The 14,781-nt window shown below is 58.8% G+C and carries 12 protein-coding genes; 11 read left to right on the plus strand and 1 reads right to left on the minus strand.

Translation table 11 applies throughout. The features are described from left to right. The 11 genes from ACH2EM_RS06095 to ACH2EM_RS06145 all read left to right on the plus strand — a co-directional run. A partial coding sequence (locus ACH2EM_RS06095) for a peptide ABC transporter substrate-binding protein (protein ID WP_395151245.1) occupies nucleotides 1-1,270 on the plus strand: 1,270 nt, incomplete at its 5' end. Nucleotides 1,271-1,471: 201 nt separating this feature from the next. Beyond that, on the plus strand, nucleotides 1,472-2,299 hold the full coding sequence (locus tag ACH2EM_RS06100; protein WP_395151294.1) for an MYG1 family protein: 828 nt from the start codon (nucleotides 1,472-1,474) through the stop codon (nucleotides 2,297-2,299). A 10-nt stretch (nucleotides 2,300-2,309) separates the two neighbouring features. Beyond that, nucleotides 2,310-3,188, plus strand: coding sequence for a GNAT family N-acetyltransferase (locus ACH2EM_RS06105; RefSeq protein ID WP_395151246.1), 879 nt, complete (start codon nucleotides 2,310-2,312; stop codon nucleotides 3,186-3,188). 13 nt (nucleotides 3,189-3,201) lie between these two features. Then, nucleotides 3,202-3,435, plus strand: coding sequence for a DUF1653 domain-containing protein (locus ACH2EM_RS06110; protein ID WP_395151247.1), 234 nt, complete (start codon nucleotides 3,202-3,204; stop codon nucleotides 3,433-3,435). A gap of 256 nt (nucleotides 3,436-3,691) precedes the next feature. After that, the gene (cysK, locus tag ACH2EM_RS06115) at nucleotides 3,692-4,624 is read left to right on the plus strand and encodes a cysteine synthase A (RefSeq protein WP_395151248.1); all 933 of its coding nucleotides are present in this window, start codon (nucleotides 3,692-3,694) and stop codon (nucleotides 4,622-4,624) included. Nucleotides 4,625-4,932: 308 nt separating this feature from the next. Continuing rightward, nucleotides 4,933-6,096: a patatin-like phospholipase family protein gene (locus ACH2EM_RS06120; protein WP_395151249.1), complete on the plus strand. Its 1,164-nt coding sequence runs from the start codon at nucleotides 4,933-4,935 to the stop codon at nucleotides 6,094-6,096. 2 nt (nucleotides 6,097-6,098) lie between these two features. Then, a complete protein-coding gene (locus tag ACH2EM_RS06125) occupies nucleotides 6,099-7,727 on the plus strand; it encodes a putative PEP-binding protein (protein WP_395151250.1) in 1,629 nt (542 codons plus the stop codon). Between the two features lie 348 nt (nucleotides 7,728-8,075). Then, nucleotides 8,076-10,025 carry a fructose-specific PTS transporter subunit EIIC gene (locus tag ACH2EM_RS06130; protein ID WP_395151251.1) on the plus strand — a complete coding sequence of 650 codons (1,950 nt, stop codon included), beginning with the start codon at nucleotides 8,076-8,078 and terminating at the stop codon, nucleotides 10,023-10,025. A 40-nt stretch (nucleotides 10,026-10,065) separates the two neighbouring features. Further along, nucleotides 10,066-10,329: an HPr family phosphocarrier protein gene (locus ACH2EM_RS06135; RefSeq protein ID WP_395151252.1), complete on the plus strand. Its 264-nt coding sequence runs from the start codon at nucleotides 10,066-10,068 to the stop codon at nucleotides 10,327-10,329. Nucleotides 10,330-10,412: 83 nt separating this feature from the next. Next, complete coding sequence (ptsP, locus tag ACH2EM_RS06140) at nucleotides 10,413-12,122, plus strand: phosphoenolpyruvate--protein phosphotransferase (protein ID WP_395151253.1); 1,710 nt, start codon at nucleotides 10,413-10,415, stop codon at nucleotides 12,120-12,122. A gap of 115 nt (nucleotides 12,123-12,237) precedes the next feature. Then, nucleotides 12,238-13,383, plus strand: a complete 1,146-nt coding sequence (locus tag ACH2EM_RS06145) for a pyridoxal phosphate-dependent aminotransferase (protein WP_395151254.1) — start codon at nucleotides 12,238-12,240, stop codon at nucleotides 13,381-13,383. Between the two features lie 235 nt (nucleotides 13,384-13,618). Here ACH2EM_RS06145 and ACH2EM_RS06150 read toward each other — a convergent pair whose 3' ends face one another. Continuing rightward, the gene (locus tag ACH2EM_RS06150) at nucleotides 13,619-14,719 is read right to left on the minus strand and encodes an amidohydrolase (RefSeq protein WP_395151255.1); all 1,101 of its coding nucleotides are present in this window, start codon (nucleotides 14,717-14,719) and stop codon (nucleotides 13,619-13,621) included. Nucleotides 14,720-14,781: the final 62 nt, after the last annotated feature.

Consider the following 14,781-nt stretch of genomic DNA (forward strand, 5'->3'; position numbering starts at 1 on the left):
CAATGCCACCCAGGACCCCAATCCCGACGCACTGAATGTAAAAGCAAGCGAGGACGGCAAGACCCTGACCATCGTTCTGTCCTACCCCTGCAGCTACTTTGATAAGATTGTTGCCTTTGCTACCATGATGCCTGTGCAGCAGGCTACCGTGGAGGCCAACGGCGACGGTTGGGCTACCGAGGCCAGCACCTATGTTTCCAACGGTCCCTTCTACATGACCGATTGGGTTGTGGGCCAGAAGGTCGTGTTCACCAAGAACCCCAACTATGTGGGCGGCTGGGACAGCAGCAAGATTCAGGCCGATTCCATTACCTTTATGCTGATGGAAGACTCCACCGCTGCCTACACCGCTTTCCAGACTGGCCAGGCCCAGCTGGTAAAGGACTATCCCACCGAGGAAATCGACAGCCTGCGCAACCTGCCTGAGTTCCACAGCGCTCCCTACGCAAGCAGCACCTACCAGAGCCTGAACCTGACCGACGAACTGTTCCAGGATGTGAATGTTCGCAAGGCTCTGAGCCTGGCCATCGACCGTGAGTACCTGTGCGAGGAAATCCTCAAGGGCCTGTACTCTCCCGCTTACACCATCACCTGCCCCGGCGTGACCGATGCAGATGGCAGCCTGTTCCGGGACAACACCAAGAGCCCCATCCCCACCGATTACGAGCAGGCTAAGGCTGAGGCCCAGCAGGCTCTGGCCGATGCTGGCTACCCCAACGGCGAGGGCTTCCCCACCTTCACCTACACCACCAACGACGCTGGCTACAACAAGACCATCGCCGAATACCTGCAGCAGTGCTACCGTGATGTGCTGGGCATTGATATGCAGATCGAAATCCAGGAATGGAATGCCTTCAGCGCAAGCCGCCGCGGCGGCAGCTACCAGATGGCCCGCAACGGCTGGGTTCTGGACTACGATGATCCCTCCAATGTGCTGGAGCTGTTCTACTCCAGCAACGGCAACAACGACGGCAAGTACAACAACGCCGAGTTTGACGCTGCTTTGGATGCCTCCCGCACTGCCGACCGTGCCGAGCACTACGCAAAGCTGCACGAGGCCGAGGAGCGGATGCTGAACGACTACGCAGCCATCCCCCTGTGCTTTGGCGATACCCGCTGGCTCCAGAGCCAGGACCTGCAGGGCACCTGGTTCAGCCCTTACGGCTACTTCTACCTGCAGTACGCCTACCTGGGCGAGGCCACTTCGGCTGACAGCACCTCTGCTGCCGACAGCACCTCTGCTGCTGAGAGCACTTCCACCGAAGGCTGATTGCCCCATCATAGCAATAAAAAACCGCTGCCCTGGCCTGGGCGGCGGTTTTTTGTTGGCCAGGCATGGGCCAAAACGCAGGCCACTATCCTTGGGCTTGGGTTCGTGCTATAATTGTAATCCAATCATTATTTTAATAAACAGCTTGCCGGGTTAGCTGCTGGCGGGCTGTTTGAGTAGAAAGAGGAACCAACCATGACCATGCAAGTACCTGCCGCCGGCTTTACCCATGGGGGCAAATTTCATGCAGACGATGTGTTCAGCACCGCCCTGCTGCGGATTTTGCGGCCGGATTTTACCGTAACCCGCGGCTTTGAGGTGCCCCAGGGCTTTGAGGGCATTGTATACGACATCGGCAATGGCCCCTTCGACCATCACGCAGCGGACCGGGAGGAGCGGCCCAACGGCATTCCCTATGCGGCCTTTGGTTTGCTGTGGCGGCAGTTTGGCGCCCAGCTAGTGGGTGAAAATCAGGCCCGCCTGGTGGACGAAAACTTTGTGCAGCCGCTGGACCTGAACGACAACACCGGCGAAAACTGCCTTCTGGCGGACGCCATCGGCAGCTTTAACCCCCAGTGGGATATGGACCAGGACCCGGATGCCTGTTTTGCCAAGGCGGTGGAATTTGCCCAGGTGGTGCTGCAAAATATCATCGACAATGCGCTGGCAGTGAACCGGGCCGATGAGCTGGTGCAGACTGCCTACGAAAACAGCAAGGACGGCATTGTGGTGCTGCCCTGCTATGCTCCCTGGAAAAACGCCCTCTACCGTTCGGATGCACTGTTTGTGGTGTATCCCAGTCAGCGGGGCGGCTGGGGTGCCCAGTGCGTAAACGACCGGCTCACCAAGCGCCCCAAAAAGCCTTTCCCCATGGGGTGGGCAGGCCAGCCCCAGGAGCACCTGCAAAAGGCCTCCGGCCTTAAAACCCTGCGGTTTTGCCATGTAAGCCGCTTTTTGGTAACCACCGAAACCAAGGAAGATGCCATTGCAGCCTGCTACCTGGCCCTGGGCCGTAAACCCCAAAACTGAGGAAATGCCCATGCAGGCTTATGTTTATATGGTGCGCTGTGAAAACGGCACCCTCTACACAGGCTGGACCAACGACCTGGCCCGCCGGCTCAAGGCCCACCAGCAGGGCACCGGGGCAAGGTACACCCGTGCCTTTAAAGCCCAAACGCTGGCCTATGCCCAGCAGCTGGAAAGCAAGCAGCAGGCCATGCAGCGGGAAGCCCAGCTCAAGCGTCTTTCCAAGAAGGAGAAGGAGGCCCTGGCTGCAAGCTTTGACCCCACCCAGCTGGTGCTCATACGCCCGGCCACCCGGCAGGATGCTCCCGCTGTGCTGGAAATCATGAGCTACTACATTCAAAACTCCACCGCCTCCTTTTTGTATCAGCCCCCCAGCCTGGCCCAGTACCAGGCGGAAATGGGCCGCCTGTGCCGGACGCTGCCCTTTTTTGTGGCCCAAACAGCAGGGGGAGAGCTTTTGGGCTATGCCTGCGCCCATCCCTGGCGGTATGGTACCGGTGCCTATGCCTGGGATGCGGAAACCACCATCTACCTGGCACCCCAGGCCCGGCGCACCGGGGTAGGCAGCCGCCTGTATCAGGCGCTGCTGGCAGGGCTAAAAGTTCAAGGCTACTGGAATGCCTATGCAGTATTGGCAGACCCCAATCCGGCCAGCGAGGCCTTTCACAAGGCACAGGGCTTTGTGTGTGAGGGCCGGCAGCGGCGCACGGGTTTAAAGAATGGCTGGCAGGGCATCAGCTACTGGTTGCTGGACCTATGCCCCGGCTCCGCCCAGCTGCCCCAGGCCCAGCCGGTGCAGCTTACCCAAGCCCAGCGGCGCACCATTGCCGCATTGGCCCAGCAGGGCCTGGGCTGGGCAGACATCGTGCAGGCGGTGCAGCCTGCCCCTTAGGAGGAATCAAGCAATGGAACAAAGAACTATCCAGCCGGGCCGCTACCGGCATTTCAAGGGGAAGGAATACCAGGTACTGGGCCTTGCCCGCCACAGCGAGACGCAGGAGCTTTTGGTGGTATATCGGGCCCTTTATGGAGAGGGAGGGCTGTGGGTACGGCCCTACGAAATGTTCGCCAGCCCGGTGGAAAAAGAAAAATACCCCGATGCTGCACAGGAGTGGCGTTTTGAGCGCATTGGAGATTGAATTTAAAATATCCTATTGACAAACTAGGGTAAATTCGGTATGATAAAGAAAATCCTATAAACATACCGAATAAGTGGGTTGTTTTGTGTACCTTTGTTTTCTTCTAGGCATGAAGGGCAGCCGTGCAAAATTTTCATGGTAAAGCTCCCGGCGCATCTTGCATAAGGGACCACACGACACGGCGCATTGCTCTGGCAGCCTGTACCTACTTCATGGTTCGGCGCTGCCGCCGGTTTATCAGAAAGGAAGAAGTTTTATGTCCCGTATTTTTACCTCTGCCGATCAGCTGATTGGCCGCACCCCTCTGGTGGAGCTTACCCATCTGGAGCAGGCCTTTGGCCTTCAGGCTCGCCTGCTGGCCAAGCTGGAATCCTTTAACCCCGCCGGTTCTGTTAAGGACCGTGTGGCCCTTGCCATGCTGGATGCTGCCGAGGCCCAGGGCCTGCTGCAGCCTGGCTCCATCATCATCGAGCCCACCAGCGGCAACACCGGCATTGGTTTGGCTGCTGTGGCCGCTGCCCGTGGCTACAGTATGATGATTGTTATGCCCGAAACCATGTCCATGGAACGCCGTCAGCTGATGCAGGCTTACGGTGCCCAGCTGGTTCTCACCGAAGGATCCAAGGGCATGAACGGCGCCATCGAAAAGGCACGGGAGCTGGCTGCCCGCACACCCGGCAGCTTTATTCCCAGCCAGTTTGAAAACTCCGCCAACCCCCAAGCCCATTACCAGACCACCGGCCCCGAAATTTGGGAGGATACCGAAGGTCAGGTGGATGTGTTTGTGGCAGGCGTAGGCACCGGCGGTACCATTACCGGCACCGGCCGTTACCTGAAAGAAAAGAATCCCCAGTTAAAGGTAGTAGCTGTGGAACCGGCGGACTCCGCTGTACTGAGCGGCGGCAAGCCTGGCCCCCACAAACTCCAGGGCATTGGCGCAGGTTTTGTGCCCGCTATTCTGGACACCGCCATTTACGACGAAATCACCACGGTAAGCACCGAGGACGCCTTCTCTACCGGGCGTTTGCTGGCCCGTCGTGAAGGCATTCTGGCGGGCATCTCCTCCGGCGCAGCCCTGTGGGCAGCCATCGAGCAGGCCCGCAAGCCCGAAAACCAGGGCAAAACCATTGTGGTACTGCTGCCCGATACCGGCGACCGGTACCTGTCCACCAGTTTGTTTGTGGACTAAACAAACCACCTTCCTTGCCGACGCAGCCCAAGGGCCAGCGGCTGGCAGTTTTTCTCCTCGCATCATTCCAAAACAGCAAAAAATCCATCCAGTGCACCGCAAGCAGCACGGATGGATTTTTTGCTGTTTATGGCAGGATTTCGTCCATAAAGTGAATAAATTGAAAACACCGTCCAAATATGGTTTGCAAGGCCGCCTTCCTTCGCTATAATAAAGGTACATTCTAAAATCTGGAAAAAAGCTTGCCGGTTGAGCGCAGGGCTGCCCATGGCGGCACACAAACTGGCTGGCGGCGGGGAGGTGCGGCCATGAAAAAGGCATTGGTGCTGGCGGGAGGCGGTGCCCGGGGCAGCTATCAGGTGGGGGTGTACCAGGCTCTGCTGGAGCAAAACTGGAAACCGGACATCATCACCGGCACCTCTGTGGGCTGCCTGAATGGGGCCATGTTCGTGACCGATTCGCTGGAAACGGTGCGGGATATGTGGCTGCATATCGACACCCGCAATGTAATTCAAAAGCCGCCCAGAGCACGCCACAACAGCGAATTGTGGAATATCCTCCAGGAGCTGGTCAGTCAGGGTGCCATGGATGTAACCCCGCTGGAGGAACTCATTGATCAGCTGCTGGACGAGCAGACCATTCGTTCCAGCCCGGTGCGCTTTGGCCTGGTTACCGTAAATTACAGCACCCTTACCCCCATGCAGCTTACGCTGGAGCAGATTCCCCAGGGCAAGCTCAAGCACTATCTGCTTGCTTCGGCAGCCTGTTTTCCGGCCTTTCGGCCCCGCACCATTGACGGACAGAAGTATATAGACGGCGCTTATAGCGATAATATGCCTGTTCAATTGGCCCTTTCCATGGGTGCAGAGGAGATTGTGGCGGTGGATGTGGACGGATTGGGCATCGTGCGCAAAGTCCCTTCCCATGTGCCGCTGCACCATGTGCAAAGCTGCTGGAACCTGGGGGCGATTCTCACCTTCGACCCCCAAAAGGCCCGGCAGAACATGGCCCTGGGATACAACGATTGCTGCCGCACCTTTGGCAAGGTACAGGGGGTAGCCTATGCCATTCAGGCCGGGGCGGAGCAGCAGCTTAACGAGAGGTTTGTGCGCCCTTACAGCCAGCTGCTGCGCCGGGTGCTGCAAAATAATCCATCCCTGGCTTTGGCAGAAAAAGCGGCTCTCGCCCCGCTGGCCTGGGCGGCCAAAACCCAGTGGCAGCAAGCTTTGCTGCCGCTGGAGCGGGCCTGCCAGCTGGCTTTGGTGGAGCCGGAGCCGGTGTACACCGCCGAAAGCCTGTTGGATGCCTTTCTGGCACTTCAGCCCCTGCCGGAAGAAGATCGATTCAAGGCATTGTGGCAGCCTCAATCGGGGCTGTGTGTAAAGGAATGCGCCCAGGCGGCAGCAGCGCCGGGGGTGTTTTTGCAGTCGTTGGTGGCACAGAGCGTGCGCCTTGCAAAGGGGGATGTGTAAACATGAAACGGTTTTGTGGTGTAAGTGCATCGGCAGGGCTTGTAATGGGCCCTTTATATCAGCTGCCTTCCAGTGGGGAAAGCCTGGTGCGTGTGGTGCAGGTTCCTGTGCGGGAACAGGCCCTGTTTCAGGCAGCCCTGCTGCTGGCCAAGGAGGAACTAACCCAGCTGGCGCAGAACTCGGCAGGCCAGCAAAAGGATTTAATGGAATTTCAGCGGATGCTGCTGGATGATGCATCCATCCAGGAACAAATCACCGAAAGCATTGCCCAGGGGGTAGGTGCTGCCCGTGCAGTGGAGCAGGCCGCCCGCAGCTATGCTTCCGTGATTGAAAATCTTCCAGATGATTACCTGTCCCAGCGGTGGGTGGATGTGCTGGATGCCTTTGGACGGGTGGTAAAAATCCTGGATGGGCAGCCCCGCACCCCGCCCCATCTGGAGGTGCCCTGTATTCTGGTGGCAGAGCGGGTTTATCCCAGCGATTTAATTAGCATGGATCACTCCAAGCTCATGGGCATTGCCACCGCCGCCGGCAGTGTGCAGAGCCATGCGGCGATTCTGGCCCGCAGCATGGGGGTACCGGCTGTGGTGCAGCTGGGAGCAGATTTGCTGGGGCACGGCCACCACCAGGCCGCCATTTTGGATGCCTATAATGGAGAATTGCTGGTACAGCCGGAACAGCAGGCTGTGCGCATGGCCCAGCGGCGGATTGTGTCGGAGGGGATGGTCAAACGGCGGATGTATGCAGTGCGCCAGATGCCCAGTGTAACCCGGGGCGGCCTGCCCTTTACCCTGCTGGCCAACTGCTGCAGCCCGGAAGAAATACATACTGCACTGGAAGAAGGGGCGCAGGGCATTGGTTTTTTGCGCAGCGAATTTTTGGCATCTCCCAACCGGTGCCCGCTGGAAGAAGAACAGTTTTATTACTACAAAAGCTGCCTGCAAGCAGCCCAGGGCAAACCCGTTACCATTGGCACCTTTGATTTGGGCAGTGCGCACAGCGGCGCAGCGGCCACCCAGCAGGCTGCCGAACCGCTGGCCCTGCGGGGCATTCGCCATCAGCTGGCAAACCCGGAGTTGTTTTTGATGCAGGTGCGGGCTCTGCTGCGGGCAGCGGTATACGGCCAGCTGCGCATTACCTTCCCCCTGCTGGCAAGCCCGGAGGAGTGGCGGCAGGTGCAGGCCCTTGTTCAGCAGGCCCGCCAGCAGCTTTGGGCTGAAGGGGCCCAGTTTCAGCCGGATGTACCACTGGGTGCGCTCATTGAGGTGCCCAGCGCCGCTCTGATGGCCCAGGAAATTCTGGAGGACCGGTGCAGCTTTGCAATCATTGGAACCAACGATCTGACCCAGTACACCTATGCGGCCGACCGGCAGGATGTGCGCATGGGGCACTACTTCACCGGCTTTGCTCCGGCGGTGGACCGCCTGGTGGATTTGGTGCTGGACGCTGCCCGGCGGTGTGATTTGCCGGTGTATGTCTGCGGCATGAAAGCCAGCGACCCCCAGTGTGCAGAACGGTATCTGCGCAAGGGCATTACCGGCCTCTCGGTGGAAACCCGCAGTCTGCTGCCGGTAAAGGCACGGCTGCTGGATTCGGATGTGTGCGTGGCTAATCCCATTCGGCCCATGTAATGCAGCGCCATCTCCTGGCCCCCCGTGGGTTGGCAGCGGGCCTAAACCCAGCTGTACAGCAGCGGTGGATGCACCTGGCCCAAAAGCGAGTCCTCTCCTTAAACCCAGGAGCAATGGCTTACAGAGATATTTTATTGGTCATGGCTTTTTGTGGTGTGGTATAGTCATTGTGTAAAGGGGCATTGCCAGCTGGTACAACAAGGCCGGCTGGCAATGCCGGATATCTGGCAAACAGAACACCGGCGCAGCCACAGCACGGTTACAGAGAGCTGGCCCGGCGGTATACCAGGCGGAAGCTGAATCCGCCTCAGTTCCAACTTACAAAATACAAGAAAGGAACAAAGCACCATGCGTATTACAGAGTTGCTCAGTTCGCAAAGCATCTCTTTGCAGGCAGAGGTATCCACCCCTTCGGCGGTGCTGGACCTGCTCGTTGACCTGCACCAGCAGGCAGGCAATCTGGCAGATATGGCTGCCTACAAGCGGGATATTCTGGCGCGTGAAGCGCAAACCAGCACTGCCATCGAAGCGGGGCTGGCAGTACCCCATGCAAAAAGCAGCGCAGTAAAAAAGGCGGGCCTGGCGGTGGCTGTGCTCAAAAAAGGCGTGGACTTTGGCGCTTTGGACGGCAAACCCAGCGACCTGTTTTTTATGATTGCAGCACCGGAAGATGGAGACCTGCATCTGGAAATCCTCAGCCATCTTATGGTGCTCCTTATGGATGGGGAGTTTGCCAACCGGTTGCGGTGTGCCCGCACCCCCACGGAGTTTATACAGCTGGTGGATGAAGCGGAAACAGCACGGGGGAATCCCGCAGCCAAGCCCGCTCCCCCGCAAAACTACCGGGTGCTGGCAGTAACAGCCTGCCCCACAGGCATTGCGCATACTTACATGGCTGCGGAAGCCCTGGAAAAAACCGCACAGGCAATGGGCATTCCCCTAAAGGCCGAAACCAATGGTTCCGGCGGTGCAAAGAACATCCTGACAGCTCAGGAGATTCAGCAGGCGGACGGCATTATTGTTGCGGCAGACAAGCATGTGGAAACCGCCCGCTTTGACGGCAAACCGGTTTTGTTTGTGCCGGTGCGCCAAGCGGTGCACCACCCGGAAATGCTGATTCGCCAGATAGAGGAGAACAGCGTGCCGGTGTATCATTACCAAGGCGAGGCAGAGCAGCCAAAGCAAGTGGAACGAGAAGGGTTTGGGCGGCAGCTCTACAAGCACCTGATGGACGGCGTATCCTATATGCTGCCCTTTGTGATTGGCGGCGGCATTCTCATTGCCATGGCCTTTTTGCTGGACGACTACACCATCAATCCATCCACTTTTGGTGCAAACACACCTCTGGCGGCTTTTTTTAAAACCATTGGCAGTGCCGTGTTCCGGTTTATGCTGCCCATTCTGAGCGGATACATTGCCATGAGCATTGCAGACCGTCCCGGTCTTGTGGTGGGCATCCTGGGGGGCAGTCTGGCTGCTTCGGGCACCAGCTTTGATGCGCTGGTTGACCCGGCTGCGGTGCAGGTTTCTCCCGGCTTTTTGGGGGCGCTGCTGGCTGGTTTTGTGGGCGGCTATGCAATGATGGGGCTGCGCAAATTGTGCGCAAGGCTGCCCGAAAGTATGGACGGCATCAAGCCTATTTTGCTGTATCCGGTTTTAGGCATTCTGTTTATGGGTGTGTTCATGTGTGCCGTAAATCCCCTGATTGGTGCGCTGAATGGCAGCCTTGTGGAATTTCTGATGGGGCTGGACGGCAGCCGTAAAATTTTGCTGGGTGCCATTCTGGGCGGTATGATGGGCATTGATATGGGCGGGCCCTTTAACAAGGCCGCCTATGTTACCGGCACAGGGGCCATTGCCACCGCTGCGGCGGCAGGGCTCACCCTGGCCGATGGAGCCATTGAGTACCAGATGATGGCGGCGGTGATGGTGGGCGGCATGGTGCCTCCCCTTGCCACTGCCCTGTGTGCAAGCTTCTTTCCCTCTAAGTTTACCCAGCAGGAGCGAAAATCTGGTTTAATCAACTATATAATGGGGCTGTGCTTTATTACAGAAGGGGCTATTCCCTTTGCTGCGACAGATCCCTTGCGGGTCATTCCCAGCTGCGTGGTGGGGTCGGCAGTTGCAGGGGCGCTTTCCATGGCCTTTGGCTGCGGCATTATGGCACCACACGGCGGTATTTTTGTGTTTCCGGTGGCAAGCAATGTGGTGGGATATTGCATCAGCCTTGCAGCCGGCAGTGTGGCCGGCATGGCATTGCTGGCCCTGCTTAAAAAGAATAAAGACCCAGCCTGCTAAAGGGGCTGCCGGTCCACATAAATCAAAGGAGAAATGAGCTATGGTAAGCAAACGCACAAAAATTATCAATCCCATGGGCCTGCATATGCGGCCCGCAGGAATGTTTGCCCGGGAAATGATGAAGTTCAGCTGTGATGTATCGCTGATTATTCAGGACAGAGAAATCAATGCAAAAAGCATCATGAACCTGATGGCGGCCTGCATTAAGTGCGGCAGCGAGCTGGAAGTGCGCTGCAATGGTGAAGACGAGCAGGCAGCATTGGATAAAGCCATTGAACTGATTGAAGGCGGATTAGGCGAATAATTCAATCCGGTACGGGCGGCCCCATGCAATGGGCCGCCCTGCTTTGCACCAGGCATGGCATACAGCGAAAGGAGTGGAAAGCAGTGCTGAAAGGCACAGGAGTTTCGGCTGGCGTGGGCATTGGCAGAGCGGTGGTGCTGCACAGCCAGCAGCCGGATCTTTCCGGCGTGGTATTTGCAGGTGCCCAGCAGGAGAAGGAGCGTTTGAGCTGGGCTATCCAGCAGGTGAACTGCCAACTGGAACAGATGACCCGGCAGATAACCGGCAAGGTGGGCGTTCAAACGGCAGAGATTCTGGCCGGTCAGATGATGATGCTGGCAGACCCCTTTCTGCGCAGCCAGATTGAGGAGCAGATTGACCGCCGCCACTCGGCGGAAGAAGCGGTGGATGGGGTGTGCCGAAATTACATTGCACTGTTTCAGTCCATGGAGGATGAGCTGATGCGTCAGCGAGCGGCGGATGTGCAGGACCTGCGCATCCGTATGCTCAACCAGCTTCTGGGCATACCCACAGTGGACTTAACCCATCTGCCCCAGGCAAGCGTGCTGGTGGCACAGGAACTTACCCCCAGCATGACGGTGGGCATGGACCGGGAGCATATCGTGGGCATTCTTACCGAGGCAGGGGGAGCCACCAGCCATTCTGCAATTCTGGCCCGTGCGCTGGAAATTCCTGCGGTGCTGGGCATTGCCCAGGTAACAGAGCGCATTCCGGAAGGGGCGCTCATTGCAATGGACGGAGAGCTGGGCCATGTTTATGTAAACCCGGATGAGCGCACCCAAAAGGACTACCAGCGCCGCCGCCAGCTGTTTGAGGAGCAGCGCCAGCTGCTGCGCCAGTACCGGCAGCTGCCCACCCAGGATGCAGAGGGCAACCGGATTGCCCTGTACGCCAACATTGCTACCCCCCAGGAGGCTCGGACTGCTTTGGAAAAAGGGGCGGAGGGCATTGGCCTGTTCCGCACGGAATTTCTGTTTATGGACCGGGCTTCCCCACCCTCCGAGGAGGAGCAGCTGGCTGCCTACCGTCAGGTGTCCAGCCTGTTTGCAGGGCGAGAAGTTATCATCCGTACCATGGATGTGGGGGGAGATAAGGCCGTTGAATGCCTGCACATGGCCCCGGAGCAAAACCCCTTTTTGGGGCACCGGGCCATCCGGTACTGTCTGGATGAGCCGGATACATACCTTGTGCAGCTGCGTGCTTTGCTGCGGGCGGGGGCCCAGCACAAAAACATCAAGCTCCTGCTGCCGCTGGTAACAGGGGTCGAGGAGGTTCGGGCCGCCAAAACCCTGCTGGAACGGGCCAAAAAGGAGCTGGCAGCCCAGGGCCTTTCCTTTGATGGAGATATGCAGGTGGGGGTGATGATTGAAACCCCCGCAGCCAGCCAGATTGCGGATTTGCTGGCCCAGGAAGCGGATTTTTTCAGCATCGGCACAAACGATTTAACCCAGTACACACTGGCGGCAGACCGGGGCAATCCCCAGGTGGCGGCCATGTGCACCCCTTTCCACCCCGCAGTGCTGCGCAGCATCCGCCAGGCTATTCTCGCTGCCCGGCAGGCAGGCATTCCGGTGGGAATGTGCGGCGAAGCGGCGGCAAACCCGGCCCTCATTCCGCTTCTGCTGGCCTGGGGGCTGGATGAATTCAGCGTAAGTGCCAGCGCCGTGCTGGCCACTCGCCGCACCATCAGCCTGTGGAGCCGTACCGAGGCAAGGGAGGTGGCGGCGGAAGCCATGGCCCTTTCCAGCGTAAAGGGCATTCAGGGCTATCTTTCCTCCATGAGCAAGCAATAAAAACCCTGTGGGCCACACAGCGCCGAATTTTTTCGGCGCTGTGTTTTTGTTTGTGCAGGCCGGGGCAGGTGTGCTATACTGGTAGCAAAATGCTGCAAAACGGAGGAGTTCTGCCATGTCCCTGCCCCTGAACAGTGCCTTGGAGGCACTGCCCTTGTCCGGCATCCGCCGGTTTACCGCCCTGGCCAAGCAAACGCCCGGCTGCATCCTGCTTACCTTGGGTGAGCCGGAGTTCGACACCCCTCAAACCATCCGGCAGGCGGCCATCCAGTCCCTGCAACAGGGGGATACCCACTACCCCCCCAACAACGGCAAGCCCCAGCTGCTAAATGCCCTGTCCCAGTTTGCCAAAACCGAGGGCCTTTGCTACGACCCGGAGGAGATTGTGGTCACGGTGGGAGCCACCGGTGCGCTGTTCAGCACGCTGGCAGCCATTCTGGAACCAGGGGATGAGGTGCTGGTGCCCACCCCTGCCTTTGGCCTGTACGAGTCCATCATTGGGCTGTGCCGGGGCGTCTACCGTCCCGTGGATACCAGCGGCAATGGCTTTCAGCTCACCAGCCAGCAGCTGGAACAGGCTGTCAGCCCCCGCACCAAGGCCATCATCCTTACCTCGCCAGGCAATCCCACCGGCTGTGTTTACAACGCCCAAAGCCTGGAGGCAGTGGCCCAGCTGGCCCGCCGTACCGGCCTGTATGTGATTTGTGACGATGTATACACCCAGCTGGTGTATACCAGCCAGATGCAGCGGTTTGCGGTGGCCTATCCGGACCTGCGCAGCCAGGTGGTGGTGGTCAACAGCTTTTCCAAGCCCTACGCCATGACCGGCTGGCGGGCAGGCTGGCTCATGGCCCACCGTCCCCTCAAGGAACAAATCCAGAAGGTACACCAGTACAGCGCCGTTTCGGTCAACAGCTTTATTCAGGATGCCTGCGTTCAGGCACTGGCCACCGATGTGAGCCAGATGGTGCAGATTTATAAAGCCCGGCGGGACTATGTCTGCACCCGGCTGGAGGAAATGAACCTGCCCGCCTTCCGGCCGGAGGGTGCCTTCTATACCTTCCCCAGTGTGGCCCACCTGGGGCTGGATGCGGAGACCTTCTGCACCCGGCTCATCCAGGAAGGGGGCGTGGCTCTGGTGCCGGGTACCTGCTTTGGAACCCCCGGCCATGTGCGCCTTTCCTACTGCTGTGGGCAGGAACAGTTGGAGGAGGGCCTCAACCGGCTGCAAGCCTTTGTATCCAAGCTGAACCAAGGCTAAAGCGATGGCCCTCAAAGGCCGCAGCCTCACCCTCAAAATCCTATCGTGCAAAAGCAGGCCCCGGCTCTCCGGCCAAGGGGATGAATCTGCGCAAAAAAACAGCCGTCTGCACCAAGGTGCGGGCGGCTGTTTTGCTTAAAAAGCTGGGCTTGCTCCCAGCAGTCATAAAATCAGCTTTGCCGGAGGGCTCTGCCGGCGAAAGCGGCGCTGCAAATCCAAAGCGGCAAAAGGCCGGTTATTCCAGCCAAAGGAGCGCTTCGTCCGCTGCAAGGCCCACTTCCAGTACGGTTTCATCAAAATCGAAGGTATCCGCATGGAGGGGAATGCCGCTGCCGGTGCCCAGCAGTAAAAACAGGCCGGGCAGATGCTGCTGGTAAAAGGAAAAATCCTCTGCAATCAGCAGGGGCTGGGGCAGCTGCTCCATCTGGGGCAGAGCCTGCCGGGCCAGGGCAAAAAGTGCCTCGTCGTTGCATACAGGGGGATACCCCTGGGAAAAATGCAGCGCAAAGGTACAGCCGGTTTCCTGTTCCAGCTGGCGGGCAATCTGTTCCATCATGGCGGTGGCCTCGTCAAACATCTGCTGGGAGTACACCCGCAGGCTGCCCAGCAGCTGGCTGCCCGGGCTGATGGCGTTGCGGGCCTGGCCGCTTTCCAGTTTGCCAAACTTCAGCAGCCGCAGCTCCTCAGGGCTGCCCAGCTTGGCAATGCCCTCATAGGCCCGGCAAACAAAGGCAGCGGCGGCATACAGAGCGTCCGCACCGTCCTGGGCCTTGGCAATGTGGCTGCTGCGGCCGGTTACGGTAACGGTCACCTCGCTGGAGCGGGCCAGCAGCGGGCCGGGACGGCTGGCGATTACACCGGCGGGCAGGTCCGGCCACAGGTGCCAGCCAATGATGCGGTCGCAATGGAACCGCTCAAACACGCCGCTTTCGCACACCAGCCGGGCACCGCCTGTGGTTTCCTCCGCAGGCTGGAACACCAGCAGCACATTGCGGGGCAGCCGGTGCAGGTTTTGGCTTACCACACCGGCCAGGGCCAGCACCATGGCCATGTGGCCATCATGGCCGCAGGCGTGCATCCGGCCGGCATGGCAGGAGGCATACTCCGCCTCGCTGCGCTCGGTGATAGGCAGAGCATCCATATCCGCCCGGAAGGCGGTGGTTTTGGGCTTGCCTGCATCAAAAAAGGCGCACAGGGTGCTTTTGCAGGGGGTAATCAGCTGGCAATCGTACTGTTCCAGTACCTGGCGCAGATAAGCCAGGGTTTCGGGCAGGTCAAAATCCGTTTCGGGAATCCGGTGCAGGTCGCGCCGGTATCCAACAAGCTGCTGGTTCATACAAGCATACTCCTTTACAAAAACAGCAAAAAGCTGTTGACTGTTACCATAGTAGCATGGTA

Source organism: uncultured Allofournierella sp., assembly GCA_944382705.1.
GTDB lineage: Bacteria > Bacillota > Clostridia > Oscillospirales > Ruminococcaceae > Allofournierella.

Excerpts from the sequence above, each read along its gene's own strand:
- ACH2EM_RS06120 (WP_395151249.1), top strand. The coding sequence starts at position 4,933 with ATGAAAAAGGCATTGGTGCTGGCGGGAGGCGGTGCCCGGGGCAGCTAT.
- cysK (WP_395151248.1), top strand. The coding sequence starts at position 3,692 with ATGTCCCGTATTTTTACCTCTGCCGATCAGCTGATTGGCCGCACCCCT.
- ACH2EM_RS06145 (WP_395151254.1), top strand. The coding sequence starts at position 12,238 with ATGTCCCTGCCCCTGAACAGTGCCTTGGAGGCACTGCCCTTGTCCGGC.
- ACH2EM_RS06110 (WP_395151247.1), top strand. The coding sequence starts at position 3,202 with ATGGAACAAAGAACTATCCAGCCGGGCCGCTACCGGCATTTCAAGGGG.
- ACH2EM_RS06130 (WP_395151251.1), top strand. The coding sequence starts at position 8,076 with ATGCGTATTACAGAGTTGCTCAGTTCGCAAAGCATCTCTTTGCAGGCA.
- ACH2EM_RS06105 (WP_395151246.1), top strand. The coding sequence starts at position 2,310 with ATGCAGGCTTATGTTTATATGGTGCGCTGTGAAAACGGCACCCTCTAC.
- ACH2EM_RS06100 (WP_395151294.1), top strand. The coding sequence starts at position 1,472 with ATGCAAGTACCTGCCGCCGGCTTTACCCATGGGGGCAAATTTCATGCA.
- ACH2EM_RS06135 (WP_395151252.1), top strand. The coding sequence starts at position 10,066 with ATGGTAAGCAAACGCACAAAAATTATCAATCCCATGGGCCTGCATATG.
- ACH2EM_RS06125 (WP_395151250.1), top strand. The coding sequence starts at position 6,099 with ATGAAACGGTTTTGTGGTGTAAGTGCATCGGCAGGGCTTGTAATGGGC.
- ACH2EM_RS06150 (WP_395151255.1), bottom strand. The coding sequence starts at position 14,719 with ATGAACCAGCAGCTTGTTGGATACCGGCGCGACCTGCACCGGATTCCC.